Genomic DNA, 15,485 nt, shown 5'->3' on the forward strand with positions numbered 1-15,485 from the left:
CGTAGGCATAGTGGGATGGGAAGTATGAATCTCCTCGCGGTACGGAGGCAGCTGTGGGTAAGAGCACCGACATGGCCCGCGCGAAGGCGCGGCGGCTGAAGGGCTTGAAGAAGGAGTCGGACGGCATCGCCCTCGGCGACGAGCGGATGAAGGCCGAAGGAAGGCAGGAGCAGGAAGCGGCCCGCCGGCAGGAGGAGCAGGCGCGCGCACTGCGCCAGGCCTCCGACCGCTGAGGCCGGGAGGCGCCCGTCCCGTGCGCGACGAACGCGTCGGAACGGGCGCCTCCCGGGGGGGCATACGGTGCGGGCGCGCCTAGACGTGAGCACGCCTTCTCGGCGTGAGCGCGGTACGACGCCCCTCGACGCGAGCACGCTTCTCGGCGCGAGCGCGGCACGCCGCCTCCCCCGCTACGGGGGCGCCTGTGGTGACGGCGTGCCACGGGGGCGGGTTCAGCGGGCCCGTGCCGCCTCTGTGACCTCGTCCACGATGTCCTTGTCCAAGGCCGCCCGCACGAGCGCGGCGGCGAACTTCGCGGCGTCATGTCCGCGCGCCGCCTCGGCCAACTCGCCGGGGGAGGTGGGCAGGCCCAGCCGCTCGGCCCCCTGCAGCCCTTTCGCCCCGAACCACGGACCGGTCTCCGGCCAGAGGGACTGCACCTCGCGCACGAAGATGTCGGCGCCGGCCGGTCCGATGCCGGGGACGCGCTGAAGCCCTGCCAGCAGCCGGTCCCGGTCTCCGTCGGCCTCCTCACGCAGCCGGCGCAGATCGCCCCGCCAGGTGTCCAGGACGAGCTGCGCACCCTCGCTGAGCTGGGTGGCGGTGCGTTCGTCGTAACGCCGGTAATGGCCTTCGCCCAGCGCGTCCACCCGCTGCTGCCAGCTCGCGTCCACCATCCGGCGCGGGGTGCGCATGCCGTGGCCGTACAGGGCCCCGGCGGCCGCCACGGCGACCGACGCGCGGATGCGGGCGCTCAGCAGAAGGCTCAGCACCAGCAGCTGGTACAGGGGCTGTGGGGTGTCCTTCAGCCGGATGCCCGCCTCCTCGGCGTACGTCCGGCCGCACCCCGCCACCAGCGCGTCGGCGATCCGGCGAGCCGAGGGCGTCCTCCGCCCGCTCATGCCAGACCGACGACCCGCGCGACGAAGAACCCGGCGACCAGCAGCGCGCCGAGCACGATGAGACCGATCCACACAGCCGGGTGTTCCCAGACACCGCCGTCCGGGCGCTCCTGATGGGCGTCGCCGATCGAGCCCTCGGCGGGGGGCGTCTCTTCAGGGGGATTCACCAGAACAGCCATGCCTCCAGAGTCCTCCTCTCCGGGCTGTGGCGCACCCCGTGGGCTGCGCCCGCGCGGCCACCGGCACAGGGCCGTACGGAGGCACCCGGGGAACGGAGCGCTGCGCACGGGGAAAACGGGGCACCGTCAAGGAATGCCCGCAGTTTCCGCGCCCGTCATCAAGCTCGTGCAGCGCACCACCGAACCCGCGGCGGTGCAGACGCTGCGCTCCACCGCGGCCGCGGTCATCGCGTACTCCGTGGCCGTCTGGGCCCTGCCCGAACCGGCTCCGCTGACCGCGCCCCTCACCGCGCTCCTGGTCGTGCAGGTGACCCTCTACGCCACCCTCACCACCGGCATCCGCCGGGTGAACTCCGTCGTCGTCGGCGTGCTCATCGCCATCGCCTTCAGCTCCCTGGTGGGGCTGAGCTGGTGGAGCCTCGGATTGACGATCTTCACCTCGCTGATGATCGGGCGGCTGGTGCGGGTCAACGAGTTCGTCCCCGAGGTGGCGATCAGCGCGATGCTCGTGCTCGGCGTCTCCCAGGTCGCCGACACCGCCTGGGACCGGGTGTGGGAGACGCTCATCGGGGCGGTGGTCGGGCTGCTGTTCAACCTGCTCCTCGCCCCGCCCGTCTGGGTCCGATCGGCCGGAGTCTCCATCGACTCCCTGGCCACCCGGATGGGCACGATGCTGCGCAGCATGGGCGACGAGGTGATGGGGAACAACCCCGTCTCCCGGGCGGCGGCCCGGCTGCACGAGGCTCGCCAGCTCGACCACGACATCGTCGAGGTCGACGCGTCCCTGCGGCAGGCGGAGGAAAGTCTCACCCTCAACCCCAGGGTGAGACAAGGGCTGCTCTACCGGGTGGTCCTGCGCACCGGACTCGACACCCTGGAGATCTGCGCGGTCGTGCTGCGCGTCCTGTCCCGGACCCTCACCGACCTGGCCAAGGCCCGTACCGAGGAGACGTTGTTCCCGGCCGATGTGGCGGTCCTGCTCCAGGAGCTCTTCGGCCAGCTCGCCGAGGCCATCGAGAGCTTCTCCGAGCTGGTCACCACCCCGCTCGCCGCCGACGGCGAAGCGGCGGAGGACCGGCTCGCCGAAGCGCTCACCCGCAGCCGCGCCACCCGGGACCGGGTGGCGGACCTGCTGCTGGAGGACGTCCAGGAACACCCGCGCCAGTGGCAGCTGCACGGGGCCCTGCTCGCCGAGATCGACCGGGTGCTGGCCGAGCTCGACATCGACGAACGGACGAAGCGACTGGGCGAGGAGCTGGACCGGCGCTCCGCGGAGGCCCACGAGCGCCACCCCCGGCTGCGCGCGACGGTCCGGCGACTGAGCCGGGTCGCCACCTGACACCTCGCCCGCGGCGCGCGGGATGCGGAAGCGTCCGGTCACTGGTTCGCTGGGGGCAGTGGTCCGTTTTTGTCAGGGAATGGTGCAAGGAGTGGTGATGAGCGGTACGGACGAGCCCGCCGACCTGGCGCGGCAGATGCGTGAGAAGGCCCAGCAGCTCGCCGAGGCCGCGGAACGCGCGACAGACCCGCAGGAACGTCAGCGGCTGGAGAAGAAGTCCCGGACGATCCGGGACCGGAGCGAGCAGCAGAGCGGTATGGCCGCCGGAGACATCTACCCCGAGAAGTGAGCCGGCCGCACCGGCCCCACCCAGAGGCACCCGCCCGCCCCGGACCCCGACCGGGGCGGGCGTTCCACGTCCGCGCGCTCTCCTGGAGTACGGCTGGACTCAGCTCCCCGCCCACTCCAGCAACCGCTCCACCGGCCAGGCCGTCACCACCCGGTCCGGCGGCACGCCGCACTCCTCGGCCCGCGCGCAGCCGTTGATCTGCCAGTCGAGCTGACCGGGGGCGTGCGCGTCGGTGTCGATCGAGAAGAGGGTGCCCGCCTCGACGGCCTTGCGCAGCAGGCGGCGGGGCGGATCCAGCCGCTCGGGCCGGCAGTTGATTTCCACCGCCGTCCCCGCCTCGGCACAGGCGGCGAAGACCCGGTCCGCGTCGAACCGCGACTCCGGCCTGCCGCGCCCCGACAGCAGACGGCCTGTGCAGTGGCCGAGCACATCGGCCTGCGGATGGCGTACGGCCGCCTCCAGACGGCGGGTCATCGGGGCCGGGTCCATCCGCAGCTTGGAGTGGACGGAGACCACCACCACGTCCAGCCGCTCCAGCAGCTCCGGCTCCTGGTCCAGCGAGCCGTCCGGCAGGATGTCGCACTCGATCCCGGTCAGCAGACGGAACGGCGCCCACTCCCGGTTGAGCCGCTCCACCACCGCCAGTTGCTCCCGCAGCCGCTCGGGGGACAGACCGCCGGCCACCGTCAGCCGGGGCGAATGGTCGGTGAGCACCGCCCACTCGTGCCCCAGCTCCGCCGCCGTCCGGCCCATCTCCTCGATCGGGCTGCCGCCGTCCGACCAGTCGGAGTGCAGATGGCAGTCGCCCAGCATCCGGGCCAGAAGCTCCTGGCCCCTCCCGGGAGCGGGCTCGGCGGCGGCCTCCTCCTCCAGCCGCTCCAGATAGCCGGGAACCTCGCCCGCCTGCGCCTCCCGGATCACCTGCGCGGTACGGGGCCCGATCCCGGAGACCCGCTCCAGGGTCCCCGCGGCCACCCGCTCGGCCACCTCCCCGGGGTCCATCCCGGTCACGACCTCGGCGGCCGTCCGGAAGGCCTTCACCCGGTAGGTGGCGGCCTGCGAGCGCTCCAGCAGGAACGCGATACGCCGCAGAGCAGTGACAGGGTCCATCGGCACCTCCACACAGAGCGTCGGCCGCCGCACGGATCACCCACCGCCCGGGCCGCTGTCACCAGGATGGCCGCAGCGGGGCCCGGACGGCCACCGCACCACCCTCATCCGGCCCCGGGCGGCCCGTCGGCGTCCTCCGGCCCCACCATCCAGCGCCGGGCCCCGAAGTCGTAGTCGTGGACGGGCCGGCCCGGCGCCCCACTCGTACGGAACGGGCGCCCGCCGTCGTCCATCCGTACCGTGCCGGACCGGCCCCCACTGCTCCAGCTCAGCTCCGCGACCCAGTCGCAGTCGCAGCGGACCGTACGCCCGGTGATCAGGAGGACCTCGGGGTCCGTGGCCGACACCCGGTACGGGAAGGAGACCGGGGCGATGGGCTCGCCCGTGTCGTTGCCGGGGACGGACCGGGCCACGGGCCGCGCCGCGTCGAGATCGACGTCGAACATCCGCGGGGTGAGCGCCCCGCCGCACCCGGAACTCATCCGGTGGACCCGCCCTGCGGCGGGTGCCCGCCGCTCGACCACCCGGATCCGCAGGGCTTCCAGGACCACCGCCCGCTCGTCCGCACCCTGGAGGGTGATCCGTACGCCGGTCTCGCCCGCGTGCACCGCGCCGAGCGCCGTCGCCCAGGACTCCGCGTCGGCCTCGGCCGGTGGCGGCGGGACGGCGGCCGGAGGACGGGCGACGAGGTAGGCGTGCCCGCAGCCGTACCTCCAGACGTGGTCGTCACCGGTCCAGGTGAACGGGACAGCCCCGGGCCGCGCCACCGGCGGCTGCCGCTCGTGGCGCCCGAGCCGGGTGGGTCCGTCGAAGAACCCGGTCAGGGTGGCGAGCGCCACGGTGGCGAGGGCGCAGACGCCCAGCGCCAGGGCCCACCGGCGTAGGGCGGGGGAGCGGGGTGCGTGCGCAGGCTTGTCCTCCTCGGGGGGTAGCGCGGGTACGCGGGGTACGGCAGTGGCGGCAGGTGGTACGGAGCCGCTGAGGGCCTTCGTACCCGTCGCAGTTGGGCTCTCGTCCGTACCCGTCGCAGTTGGGCTCTCGTCCGTACCCGTCGCAGTCGGGCTCTCGCCCGGACCCGTCGTATCCGGGCTCTCGCCCGCACCCCTGTCTCCGCCCGCCCCGGTGTCAGACGCCGACGCCCCCGACTCCTGCCGCTCCACCCGTTCCGCGTCCGCCCTCAACCACAGCCGGTGCAGTGCCTCCCGCTCCTCGCCGGAGCGGCCGCAGAACCGGGCCAGCCGCTCCACCGGCGCGAACTCCGCCGGCACCGTCTGCCCGGTGCAGTAGCGGTGGAGCGTCGAGCCGCTGACCCCGATCCGGCGGGCGAGGCCCGCGTACGTCCGGCCCGACCCCTTCCGCAGCTCCCGCAGCCGCTCCGCCAACACCTTCCGTGCGGACTCCTCGCCCGTTCCCCACGCGTCCGACACCCGCTCGACCTCCCCCGGTCGTCCCAGGGCGCGTTCCACCCCACCGAGAACACCCACGTCACCGGGGGTGGGACGGTTCCGGGTCCGCCGGAACCCGCGTCAGGCTTGTCCACGCCGGGACGCCCGCCCCAGTCTGGTGCCGTTCCACCGACCTGACCGCTCGACACCTGAACGGGGATTTCGACCATGCGTACCACCCGCACGATCCGCACCGCCCTCCTGACCGCCGCCGCGTGCCTGGCCGTCACCGCGCTGTCTGCGGCGCCCGCATCCGCGGCGCCCGCATCCGCGGCGCCCGCATCCGCGGCGCCCGCATCCGCGGCGCCCGCATCCGCGGCGCCCGCATCCGCGGCGCCCGCATCCGCGGTCCCCGCCGTGCCGAAGTTCCTCTCCGCCGGGCAGTGGCCCGCCTCCCCCACCCCCTGGGCCGCCGGCCCCGTCCAGCAGGGCCTGCCGGCGGAGGGCTCCCACTGCACCGCCGGAACCACCCCGGCCGCGGGCACCCGTCACCGGGACTTCCGCACCGAGCTGGACACCGGGGCCCGGCAGACGATCACCGTCGCCCCCACCACCGCCCAGGCCGAGGCCCTCGCCGCGAAGCTCCGGACCGCGCTGGCGAGCTGCCTGGACCGGCTCAAGGAACAGGACCCCGGGCTCGATGGCGTCAGCCGGTACCACGGCCGGGTGAACGTGGAGGAGGGTGCACACGTCTACAGCATCGACACCTCCCACCCGGAGGCCGGCTCCACCGACATCGGCCTCCACGCGGTCGGCCGGGACGGTCGCACGGTGACCGTTCTGGAGTGGGGACAGCTGGGTGACCTGGACGGCGCCCCGCTGAAGGGGTTCGAGAAGACGACCGGCACCGCTGTCGCCAGGCTGCACTGAGACCGCGGCGGCGGACCGGCCGGTGCGGCTTCGGCCGGCCGGTCCGCCGACGTGCGCGGCCCCCGCTGCGGGGAGCATGCTGGCTGTGTGACCCGGCACGATGCGACCCGGCCCACCCCGTCCCCCGGAAGCGGGGCCGCGGCCGGGCAAGACGACGGCGGCCGAGTACCGGACGAGCTGTCCCTCGTACTCGCGCAGGGAGTGGTCAGCGCCGTCGAGTCCGCCGGGGGATACGCGGGGGGCGTCTATCTGCGCACCGGGACGCCCGGGCTGCTGCGCCTCGCGGTCCTCGCCGGACTGCCGGGGCCGCTGTTCCGGCCCTGGTGGCGGATGCACGTGAACCGGCCGTTCCCCGTCTCCGAGGCCTACCGCACCGGGCGGCCCGTGCTGCTCGCCGACGCGGAGGAGGCCATGCGGCGGTTTCCGCAGCTGATGGCGGGGCTGCCGTTCCCGTTCGGCTCGCTGTGGGTCCCCATCACCGGCCCGCAGGGCAGCACGGGGGTGCTCGCCGTCCTGCGGTCCGCCACCCCCGGTGAGCAGATCGCCCCCGCCGACGGGCAGCGGCTGCTCCGCCTCGGCCGCCGTCTCGGGGCCGCCCTCGCCGATCTGGAGTCGCGGTCCATCCCCGTCGTCTGGGAAAGGGAGCCGATCCCCGTCCAGCTGCCGGCCGCCCCCGCGCCCCCGGTACGGGTCGGCAGCTTCGACTGGAACCTGCACTCCGGTGCCCTGTCCGCGGACGACGACCTGTGCGCGATCTTCGGCACCGCACCGGCGGAGTTCCCCGGCACCGTCGACGCCCTCGCCGGACGCCTCGTACCGGAGGACGTGTACGGGCTGTGGGCCCTGGCCCGGCAGGCGGTGGAGTCGGCCGACCCGGTGGTGCGCCGGATGCGGTTGCGCGGCCCCGACGGGCGCTACCACCTGCTGGAGCTGTCGGGCCGCTGGACGCACCCCGACGGGGAGAGCGCCGAGAGCCGGCTGACCGGCTTCGTCGTCGACTTCGGCGCGGGACCCGTCGTCGCGGAGGCGGCCGACCGGCTGCCCCGGGGGATCGTCTCCCTGGACCGGATCGGACGCATCACCTATGCCAACGCGCTCGCGGAGGAGCTGCTGGACCGCCCCCGGGCCGAGCTGGTCGGCCACGTGGTGTGGGAGGTGCTGCCGTGGTTCGGGCACCCGGCGTACGAGGACCACTGCCGGGCCGCCCTGATCTCCGACGAACCCGTCCACTTCCTCGCCCGGCGGGCCCCCTCCGTCTGGCTGTCGGTCTCGCTGTACCCGGGCCACGACGGGCTGAGCGCGGTGTTCCAGGCCACGGAGCAACCGGCGTACGCCCCCGGCTCCGTCGCCTCGCCGGGCCTGGGCATCGGTTCCACCGCCGACCGTTCCCCCGCCCTGTACCGTCCGGTGGCCCTGGCCATCGCGCTCACCGAGGCGGTCACGGCGCGTCAGGTCTCCGCGGTGGTCACCGAGGAGCTGCTCCCCGCGTTCGGCGGCCGGCAGCTCGCCATCTACCTGCTGAGCGAGCGTCACCTCCACCTGGCCTGGGAGACGGGTTTCCCCAAAGGGTTCCTGGAGCGCTTCGACGGGGTCGGGCTCGACGTCTCCATCCCCGGCGTGGAGACCCTGACCACCGGCCGCCCGATCTTCTTCGAGTCGATGCAGCGTCTGGCCGACGCCTACCCGGGCATCCCGATGGACGCCGACGTCGGGGCGCGGGCGTTCCTGCCGCTGATCGCCTCGGGCCGGCCCGTCGGCTCGTGCATCCTCGGCTTCGACCGCCCCCGGGGCTTCAGCCCGGAGGAGCGCACCGTGCTGACCGCCCTGGCCGGGCTCATCGCCCAGGCCCTGCAACGCGCCCAGCGGTACGACAGCGAATCGGCGCTGGCCCGGGGGCTGCAGGACGCCCTGCTGCCGCACCGGCTGCCGGAGGTCGACGGGGTCGACACCCTCGGGCGCTATCTCTCCGGCACCCAGGACATGGAGGTGGGCGGCGACTGGTACGACGTCATCGAGACCGGCCACGAACTCGCCCTGGTCATCGGCGACGTCCAGGGGCACGGCGTCTCGGCTGCCGCCACCATGGGCCAACTGCGCAGCGCGGTAAGGGCGTTCGCCCTCAGCAACCACGACCCGCAGGAGGTGATGAGCGGCACGAACCGGCTGCTCATCGACCTCGACCCGGGACAGTTCGCCAGCTGTTGCTACATCGCCCTGGACCCGGTGACGGGACGGGCCCGTGCCGTACGCGCCGGGCATCCGCAGCCGGTGCTCCGGCACCCTGACGGGCGCGCCGAGGTGCTGGACCTGCCCGGCGGCATCGTGCTCGGCGTCGACGGGCAGGCGACCTACCCGGTCACCGAGCTGCGGCTGGACCCGGGCGCCGTGCTGGCCCTGTTCACCGACGGGCTCATCGAACGCCCCGGGAGCGACATCGACGAAGGCATCGAACGGCTGCGCGCCACCATCGCCGGGATCGGCCCGGTCCCGCTGGCCGAGATGGCGAACCGGATGGTCGAGGAGGCCCGGCAGGCCACGGACCGCCCCGACGACATCGCCATCCTGCTGGCCGCCCGCTGGACCCACACCCCCGAGGCCGACCGGCCGTCCACCGGCGCCGCCCCGCCGGACCTGTGGCGGACGTTCCGCGGTCCGGGCCAGGGCGGCACGGCGGGTGCCCCGGGCCCGGCCTGACGACGGACGGTGGTGCTGATCAGAGCTCGGAGAGCCGCTCGGCCGGAACGAAGGCGCCGGAGGCGTCCAGCATGCCGTCGCGCTCCACGACCTTGATCCGCTCACGGCCCTGGGCCGCACCGAGCGCCTGCTCATGGGCGTCCAGCTGGTGCCAGCCCTCCCAGGTGGTGTAGCGGACGTTCCGGCTCTGCAGGAAGGTTTCGACGGCCTCCGGAGCGGGCGTCGCGGGCTCGGTCAGACGGCCGGCGGCGCGGTCCTCCAGCAGGCAGGCCACCGTCTCGTTGGCGTCACCCTTGGTGTGCCCGATCAGACCGATCGGGCCGCGCTTGATCCAGCCCGTGACGTAGACCGAAGCCATGTGCTCGTCACCGGCGATGACCCGTCCCGCCTCGTGCGGGACGGTGCCGGAGGCCACGTCGAAGGGCAGCTTGGGCAGCTCCTCCGAGTAGTAGCCGACGGCGCGGTAGACGCTCTGCATGTCCCAGTCGGTGAACTTCCCCGTGCCCCGGACGTTGCCGGTGCCGTCGAGCTCGGTGCGTTCCGTGCGCAGCGCGACGACCTTGCCGTCCTCGCCGAGGATCTCCACCGGGGACTCGAAGAAGTGCAGGAAGAGCTTGTGCGGGCGGTCGCCCACATCGCGGATCGCCCAGTTCTCCAGGGTCTGCGCGACCATGTTGGCCTGCTTGTTCTCCCGCCGGGTGGCGATGGAGCCCTCGTCGTACTCGATGTCCTCGGGGTTGACGATGACCTCGATGTTGGGGGAGTGGTCCAGCTCCCGCAGCTCCATCGGGCTGAACTTGGCCTGCGCCGGGCCACGCCGCCCGAACACGTGCACCTCCAGCGCCTTGTTCGCCTTGAGGCCTTGGTACACGTTGTCCGGGATCTCGGTCGGCAGCAGCTCGTCCGCCGTCTTGGCGAGGACACGGGCGACGTCCAGCGCCACGTTGCCGACGCCGAGGACGGCGACCTTCTCCGCGGTGAGCGGCCAGGTGCGCGGGACCTCGGGGTGGCCGTCGTACCAGGAGACGAACTCGGCCGCGCCGTAGGAGCCGTCCAGCTCGATGCCGGAGATGTCGAGCGCCCGGTCGGCCTCGGCACCGGTGGAGAAGATCACCGCGTCGTAGAAGGACCGCAGGTCGTCCAGGCCGATGTCGTGCGGGTAGCTGACGTTGCCGAAGAGGCGGATCTGCGGCTTGTCCAGCACCTGGTGCAGCGCCTTGACGATGCCCTTGATCCGGGGGTGGTCGGGGGCCACGCCGTAGCGGATCAGACCGAAGGGCGCGGGCATGCGCTCGAACAGGTCGATCGAGACCCCCGGGTCCTGGCAGACCTCGGATTTGAGCAGCGCGTCCGCAGCGTAGATACCGGCAGGGCCGGCTCCGACAATGGCGACGCGGACGGGGCGTGTCATGGCGTGGTGATCCTTAAGGCGGGCGAACGCGGGCAGGTACAGCGTACGTCGAGGTAAGGGTGGGCTTACCAAGTCTCCACCCCACACCGTAAGCCCTGGCCGCGCGAGGCCACCGACCCGGCCTACATGGCCGCCCGATAAGTCCGTTTCGGCTGGTAGGTATGGGTGATTTTAGCCTTTTGGACCTCTATTTCATAAAAGGGCTATTAGGGCTCTTAGGTAATTTTGACCGCCTCTGTTTCAGCCACCCCCGTGCGGCGTGGCGAGCGTCACGTCCGGGGGCGCGGACGAGGATGAGGCGGGTTCGGTTCCCTTCTGGGCCAAGAAAGTTGACTCCGTGACGGAACGGGCGCGGCCGGGAATTCTTTCATTGGATCTTGCGGGGAAAGATGATCCGGAATTCGGGGCTTGTTCTTTCCGATGTTTTTCGCCTACGGTCACGGTCAATCCGGATGGAACGCCTAATCCTGCCGCCGTCCGGGAATCCGAAACCCACTCACGTACGGCAGGAGCGGGGGACCCAGGTAAGCCGCCGATCCGGTTCCGGAACGGCTAGGGGTGAAGTCGCACGACCATGCGGCCAGACATCTCCCGTCTGAACCCGACAGCTCACCTCGTAGGCGCCGGAGAGGAAATCCCCCATGCCCGCACAGGGTAAGCACCGCCGTCCCAAGTCCGTCTCGCTGAGCCGTGGCATCGCCGCCGTGACCACGGGTGGAGCCGTTCTGGCCCTCCCGGCGCTCGGCGCCACCACCGCCTCCGCGGCCCCCGCGCACTCCGTCGCCGCCGAAAAGGCGGTGGCTCCCGTCTCCGTGACCGCCCAGGCGAATTCCGTGACGAAGGCCGCGCCCGCCAAGCATTCCGTGGTGGCCGGTGAGACGCTTTCCAAGATCGCCCGCGAGTATTCCGTCAGCGGCGGCTGGAAGAAGCTGTACGAAGGCAACCGGAAGGCCATCGGGGAGAACCCGAACCTTATTCACCCGGGTATCACCCTGACCATCGGCGCCAAGGCTGCCGCCCCGTCAGACGCCAAGGCCGACAAGGCTTCCAAGGCCGCCGTCCCCGCCGCGGACCGCACCGCGACGGCGGAGCGCGCCGACCGTTCCGAGCGCACCGCAGCCGCCCCCGTGGCCAAGGCCGCCGCCGCTCCCGCCACGTACACGAACGACCTCGACGGCTGGATCAAGGAGTCCCTGGCGATCATGGCCGAGCGGGGCATCCCCGGCACCTACGAGGGCATCCACCGCAACATCATCCGCGAGTCCTCCGGCAACCCGAACGCCATCAACAACTGGGACTCCAACGCGGTGAAGGGCACCCCGTCCAAGGGGCTGCTCCAGGTCATCGACCCGACCTTCCAGGCGTACCACGTGCCCGGCACCTCGACCGACAGCTACGACCCGGTCGCCAACATCACCGCCGCGTGCAACTACGCCGCGGACCGGTACGGCTCGATCGACAACGTCTTCGGCGCCTACTGATTCCTCCGCGCCCACGCCTGAGGGGCCCCGGACCGCATGGTCCGGGGCCCCTCAGGCGTACCGGGAAGTTACCCCTAAGTTTCTAGTGACTTACCACACGATCAACAGTAGAACCTGTTGCACTCCGTCGAGAGTGAGGTACGTCACATGAACGACACCAAACTGCACGAAGGCGCACCCAGAGGCGTCTCCCGTCGAAGTTTCATCGCAGGAACAGGTTCTCTTCTCGGTGCCGCAGCGCTCGCCGGGCCCGCCACACCGGTCTGGGCCACGGCCCGGGGGGCAGCGAGCCCGATCGGCTCCGGCGCCCATGTGCCGGTGCTGATCATCGGCACCGGATACGGCGGCTCCGTCGCCGCCCTCCGGCTCGCCCAGGCCGGCACGGACGTGCACATGGTCGAGATGGGCATGGCCTGGGACACCCCCGGCGCGGACGGCAAGATCTTCGCCAACACCACCAGGCCGGACGACCGCTCCTTCTGGCTCCGCACCAGGACGAAGCAGCCGCTCAGCAACTTCCTCGGCTTCCCGATCGACAGACACGTCAACCGCTACACCGGGATACTGGACGCCGAGGAGTTCGCCGGCATCACCGTCTACCAGGGGCGCGGGGTCGGCGGCGGCTCGCTGGTCAACGGCGGCATGGCCGTCACGCCCCGCCGGGAGAACTTCGCCGCCATCCTCCCGTCGGTCGACGCCGCTGAGATGTACAGCACGTTCTACCCGCGCGCCAACGCGGGCCTCGGGGTCACCACCATCGACCCCGCGTGGTTCGACACCGTCGACTGCTACCAGTACGCCCGGGTCGGCCGGAAGCACGCGCAGCGCTCCGGCTTCCCGTTCCTCTTCGTACCCGCCGTGTACGACTGGGACTACATGAAGCAGGAGGCGGCCGGGACCGTCCCCAGGTCCGCGCTGGACGCCGAGATCCTCTACGGCAACAACTACGGCAAGAAGTCGCTCCAGAAGACCTACATCGACCGGATCAGGGCCACCGGCCGGGTCACCATCACCCCGCTGCACAAGGTCACCTCCGTCTCGCCGGCGTCCGGCGGCGGTTACACGGTCCTCATCGACCAGCTGGACACCACCGGCCGGACCACCGCCACCAAGTCCGTCACGGCGGACAGGGTCTTCTTCGCGGCGGGCAGCGTCGGCACCAGCAAGCTGCTGACCGCCCTCAAGGCGACCGGAGCGCTGCCCCGCCTCAACGCCGAGACCGGCAAGGGCTGGGGTGACAACGGCAACGTCATGTGCGGCCGGGCCAACCACCTCTGGGACCCGACCGGCAAGGTGCAGGCGTCCATCCCCACCGGCGGCATCGACAACTGGGACGCCGGCGGAGCGTTCGCCGAAGTCGCTCCGCTGCCCACCGGGATCGAGACCTGGGCCTCGTTCTACCTCTCCATCACCAAGAACCCGCACCGGGCCGAGTTCAGCTGGAACGCGGCGGCGGGGAGGGCCGAGCTGAACTGGCAGGCGGCGTGGAAGCAGCCGTCCATCGACGCCGCGAAGACCATCTTCGACAAGATCAACAAGAAGGAGGGGACGATCTACCGCACCGACCTCTTCGGCGTCCACAAGATCTGGGGCGACCACCTCACCTATCACCCCCTGGGCGGCGCGGTCCTGAACAAGGCCACCGACAACTACGGCCGGCTGCACGGCTACCCGGGCCTGTACGTCATCGACGGCGCGCTGATCCCCGGCAACACCAGCGTGAACCCGTTCGTGACGATCACCGCGCTCGCCGAGCGCAACATCGAACGGATCATCGCCGCCGACCTGTAGCCCGGTCGGCGGGCATACGGAGAGCCCGGGGCCGGGAGAGCCAACCCGGCGGCCCCGGACTCCGTCAGGGGTGGCCGACCGGCGCCTAGTGCCCGGGCAGAACACACACGGCGTCGATCCCCAGCACATGGTTGAGCCGCCCGAACGCCAGCCAGGAGCCGATGCTCATGGACAGCTCCACGATCTCCACCTGGCTGTAGTGCGCGGTCATCCGCTTCCAGAAGGCGTCGTCGAGCCCGTGGTGGTCCAGCGCGTACCGCTCGGCGTACTCCGCCGCCAGCCGGGTCCGCTCGTCGAAGGCGTCCGTCGTACGCCACTGCGTCACCGCCTCCGCGAACTCCTCCCCGACCTTCGCCCCGTCCCGCTCGGTCCGCCAGTCCAGGCAGAACAGGCACCCGTTGATCTGCGCGATCCGCAGCCGCGCCGCCTCGAACTCCCGCAGGCCCAGCGTGGTGTGCTGGTACACGGACATCGAGAACGTGGCGGCGGCCGTGCCGATGCCGGGGACCATCTCCCCCCAGACGTAACCGATGGGCTCCTGGCCCTCCGGGATGTCGATGATCATGCCGGTCTCCTTCCCAGCCTGCCCACCGCAGGCCGCAGCGGGACGTCGAGTGCGTCGTACAGGCCCGGCTCGGCGTCCACCAGCCAGTCGATGGCCGAGACGAGCCGCCCGACCGCGGTGGCGTTGCCGCCCGCCGACCGGTTCTCGCCCTCGTCCGAGGACTCGACCGTCACCTCGATACGGGGGCACCCCTCGATCACCACCCGGTGCGCGCCCACCCCGTCGGGCGGGGAGGGCCAGTCCGGTGCGCACGAGGGATGGATGCGGGTGATGTGCTCGATGACGAGGCGGGGCTCCCCGTCCACGACTCCCTGCACCTCGAACCGCACCGCGCCCTGGGTGCCCGCCGCGAACTCGCCCATCGTGCGGGTGCGCACCGTCGTCTCCAGGGCCCGGCGGTCCAGCGTCTCGCGGATCTCGTCCAGTTCGACGCCCAGGGCCCGGGCCATGAGACGTATCTGACCGCCCCACACCATCGTCGGGACACTCCGCGCCAGCATCAGCGGCTGGTAGTCCATCGGGTGCCCCATGCCGATCAGATGGCGTACCGAGTCCTCCTGCTCGTACGTGGAGTAGTCGAAGATCTCCTGGCAGCGGATCACGTCCACCTCGGTGCCCAGGCCGCTGACCAGCAGCGGCAGCACATCGTTGCCCCAGCCGGGGTCGACCCCGGAGACGAAGAGGGAGCCGCCGCCCGCCGCGACGGCGGCCAGCAGGGGATCGCGCAGCTCCGGCGGGGCGTTGCGCTGGTCGTAGAGCGGATAGAGGGAGGGCGTCACGACCACCGCTCCGGCCCGGACCGCCCGGCCGATGTCGGCGAGGGCGTCGTCGGGGCGGATGTCGCCGGAGGCCGCGTACACCACCGCGCGGGGGCGGCCGGCCAGGACGGCCGCGCTGTCGTCGGTGGCCGCGACCCCGAGCGTGCGCCCGAGACCGCCGAGCTCGCCGGCGTCGCGGCCGACCTTCGCGGGGTCGTGGACGAGGACGGCGGAGAGTGTCAGTGCCGGATGGGCCTCGACGGCGCGGATCGCCGCGCGGCCGACGTTGCCGGTACCCCAGACAACCGTGGGAATCATGCGCGGAGGGTAGCGGCCGGGCCGCGCACTTCCCAGAGCCGTGACGGGGCCGGATCCGCCTGGACGGAGAGGGTGCTCCCGGGCCGACGGCGGTCCGCCGGCCCAGGAACCGTACCG

Annotated in this window: 14 protein-coding genes and 1 riboswitch; of the genes, 7 read left to right on the forward strand and 7 right to left on the reverse strand. The window is 72.1% G+C overall.

What is annotated here, in order from left to right:
- The first annotated feature begins 53 nt into the window (after nucleotides 1–53).
- A complete protein-coding gene (locus tag ACIQAK_RS18835) occupies nucleotides 54–233 on the forward strand; it encodes a hypothetical protein (protein WP_366389149.1) in 180 nt (59 codons plus the stop codon).
- Nucleotides 234–449: 216 nt separating this feature from the next.
- On the opposite strand, the gene ACIQAK_RS18840 is transcribed toward ACIQAK_RS18835, so the two are convergent.
- Together ACIQAK_RS18840 and ACIQAK_RS18845 are read right to left on the reverse strand one after the other, a co-directional pair.
- Nucleotides 450–1,118 (reverse strand): endonuclease, encoded by a 669-nt coding sequence (locus ACIQAK_RS18840; RefSeq protein WP_366389148.1) that lies wholly within the window; start codon nucleotides 1,116–1,118, stop codon nucleotides 450–452.
- Nucleotides 1,115–1,297, reverse strand: a complete 183-nt coding sequence (locus tag ACIQAK_RS18845; RefSeq protein ID WP_401848435.1) for a DUF6480 family protein — start codon at nucleotides 1,295–1,297, stop codon at nucleotides 1,115–1,117. The genes ACIQAK_RS18840 and ACIQAK_RS18845 overlap by 4 nt, the downstream gene beginning before the upstream one ends.
- Before the next feature lie 133 nt (nucleotides 1,298–1,430).
- Here ACIQAK_RS18845 and ACIQAK_RS18850 point away from each other — a divergent pair, with 133 nt between their 5' ends.
- Both ACIQAK_RS18850 and ACIQAK_RS18855 read left to right on the forward strand, forming a co-directional pair.
- A complete protein-coding gene (locus ACIQAK_RS18850) occupies nucleotides 1,431–2,636 on the forward strand; it encodes an FUSC family protein (protein WP_366389146.1) in 1,206 nt (401 codons plus the stop codon).
- Nucleotides 2,637–2,733: 97 nt separating this feature from the next.
- Complete coding sequence (locus ACIQAK_RS18855) at nucleotides 2,734–2,925, forward strand: DUF6381 family protein (RefSeq protein WP_366389145.1); 192 nt, start codon at nucleotides 2,734–2,736, stop codon at nucleotides 2,923–2,925.
- Nucleotides 2,926–3,024: 99 nt separating this feature from the next.
- Here the strand turns inward: ACIQAK_RS18855 and ACIQAK_RS18860 are convergent, their stop codons facing one another.
- Together ACIQAK_RS18860 and ACIQAK_RS18865 are read right to left on the reverse strand one after the other, a co-directional pair.
- Nucleotides 3,025–4,035, reverse strand: coding sequence for a PHP domain-containing protein (locus ACIQAK_RS18860; protein ID WP_366389144.1), 1,011 nt, complete (start codon nucleotides 4,033–4,035; stop codon nucleotides 3,025–3,027).
- A 104-nt stretch (nucleotides 4,036–4,139) separates the two neighbouring features.
- Nucleotides 4,140–5,519: a helix-turn-helix transcriptional regulator gene (locus ACIQAK_RS18865; RefSeq protein ID WP_366389143.1), complete on the reverse strand. Its 1,380-nt coding sequence runs from the start codon at nucleotides 5,517–5,519 to the stop codon at nucleotides 4,140–4,142.
- 129 nt (nucleotides 5,520–5,648) lie between these two features.
- Here ACIQAK_RS18865 and ACIQAK_RS18870 point away from each other — a divergent pair, with 129 nt between their 5' ends.
- Together ACIQAK_RS18870 and ACIQAK_RS18875 are read left to right on the forward strand one after the other, a co-directional pair.
- Nucleotides 5,649–6,350 (forward strand): hypothetical protein, encoded by a 702-nt coding sequence (locus ACIQAK_RS18870; protein ID WP_401848439.1) that lies wholly within the window; start codon nucleotides 5,649–5,651, stop codon nucleotides 6,348–6,350.
- 87 nt (nucleotides 6,351–6,437) lie between these two features.
- Entirely contained in the window at nucleotides 6,438–9,044 is a 2,607-nt protein-coding gene (locus tag ACIQAK_RS18875; protein WP_366389142.1) for a SpoIIE family protein phosphatase, read from the forward strand.
- Between the two features lie 19 nt (nucleotides 9,045–9,063).
- On the opposite strand, the gene ACIQAK_RS18880 is transcribed toward ACIQAK_RS18875, so the two are convergent.
- Complete coding sequence (locus ACIQAK_RS18880; RefSeq protein WP_366389141.1) at nucleotides 9,064–10,455, reverse strand: FAD-dependent oxidoreductase; 1,392 nt, start codon at nucleotides 10,453–10,455, stop codon at nucleotides 9,064–9,066.
- Nucleotides 10,456–10,906: 451 nt separating this feature from the next.
- Nucleotides 10,907–11,091, forward strand: a riboswitch (cyclic di-AMP (ydaO/yuaA leader).
- Nucleotides 11,092–11,096: 5 nt separating this feature from the next.
- On the opposite strand from ACIQAK_RS18880, the gene ACIQAK_RS18885 reads away from it, so the two are divergent.
- Together ACIQAK_RS18885 and ACIQAK_RS18890 are read left to right on the forward strand one after the other, a co-directional pair.
- Entirely contained in the window at nucleotides 11,097–11,936 is an 840-nt protein-coding gene (locus ACIQAK_RS18885) for a transglycosylase SLT domain-containing protein (protein WP_366389140.1), read from the forward strand.
- A 147-nt stretch (nucleotides 11,937–12,083) separates the two neighbouring features.
- On the forward strand, nucleotides 12,084–13,727 hold the full coding sequence (locus ACIQAK_RS18890; RefSeq protein WP_366389139.1) for a GMC oxidoreductase: 1,644 nt from the start codon (nucleotides 12,084–12,086) through the stop codon (nucleotides 13,725–13,727).
- Between the two features lie 85 nt (nucleotides 13,728–13,812).
- Here the strand turns inward: ACIQAK_RS18890 and ACIQAK_RS18895 are convergent, their stop codons facing one another.
- Nucleotides 13,813–14,292 (reverse strand): carboxymuconolactone decarboxylase family protein, encoded by a 480-nt coding sequence (locus tag ACIQAK_RS18895; RefSeq protein WP_366389138.1) that lies wholly within the window; start codon nucleotides 14,290–14,292, stop codon nucleotides 13,813–13,815.
- Nucleotides 14,289–15,368, reverse strand: a complete 1,080-nt coding sequence (locus ACIQAK_RS18900; RefSeq protein WP_366389137.1) for a dihydrodipicolinate reductase — start codon at nucleotides 15,366–15,368, stop codon at nucleotides 14,289–14,291. Before ACIQAK_RS18900 ends, ACIQAK_RS18895 begins: the two co-directional genes overlap by 4 nt.
- Nucleotides 15,369–15,485: the final 117 nt, after the last annotated feature.

Source organism: Streptomyces sp. NPDC088706 (assembly GCF_044752765.1).
Taxonomy (GTDB): domain Bacteria; phylum Actinomycetota; class Actinomycetes; order Streptomycetales; family Streptomycetaceae; genus Streptomyces.

Coding starts and splice junctions, on each gene's coding strand:
- ACIQAK_RS18895 (WP_366389138.1), bottom strand. CDS start 14,292: ATGATCATCGACATCCCGGAGGGCCAGGAGCCCATCGGTTACGTCTGG.
- ACIQAK_RS18900 (WP_366389137.1), bottom strand. CDS start 15,368: ATGATTCCCACGGTTGTCTGGGGTACCGGCAACGTCGGCCGCGCGGCG.
- ACIQAK_RS18845 (WP_401848435.1), bottom strand. CDS start 1,297: ATGGCTGTTCTGGTGAATCCCCCTGAAGAGACGCCCCCCGCCGAGGGC.
- ACIQAK_RS18855 (WP_366389145.1), top strand. CDS start 2,734: ATGAGCGGTACGGACGAGCCCGCCGACCTGGCGCGGCAGATGCGTGAG.
- ACIQAK_RS18850 (WP_366389146.1), top strand. CDS start 1,431: ATGCCCGCAGTTTCCGCGCCCGTCATCAAGCTCGTGCAGCGCACCACC.
- ACIQAK_RS18840 (WP_366389148.1), bottom strand. CDS start 1,118: ATGAGCGGGCGGAGGACGCCCTCGGCTCGCCGGATCGCCGACGCGCTG.
- ACIQAK_RS18880 (WP_366389141.1), bottom strand. CDS start 10,455: ATGACACGCCCCGTCCGCGTCGCCATTGTCGGAGCCGGCCCTGCCGGT.
- ACIQAK_RS18890 (WP_366389139.1), top strand. CDS start 12,084: ATGAACGACACCAAACTGCACGAAGGCGCACCCAGAGGCGTCTCCCGT.
- ACIQAK_RS18860 (WP_366389144.1), bottom strand. CDS start 4,035: ATGGACCCTGTCACTGCTCTGCGGCGTATCGCGTTCCTGCTGGAGCGC.
- ACIQAK_RS18885 (WP_366389140.1), top strand. CDS start 11,097: ATGCCCGCACAGGGTAAGCACCGCCGTCCCAAGTCCGTCTCGCTGAGC.
- ACIQAK_RS18870 (WP_401848439.1), top strand. CDS start 5,649: ATGCGTACCACCCGCACGATCCGCACCGCCCTCCTGACCGCCGCCGCG.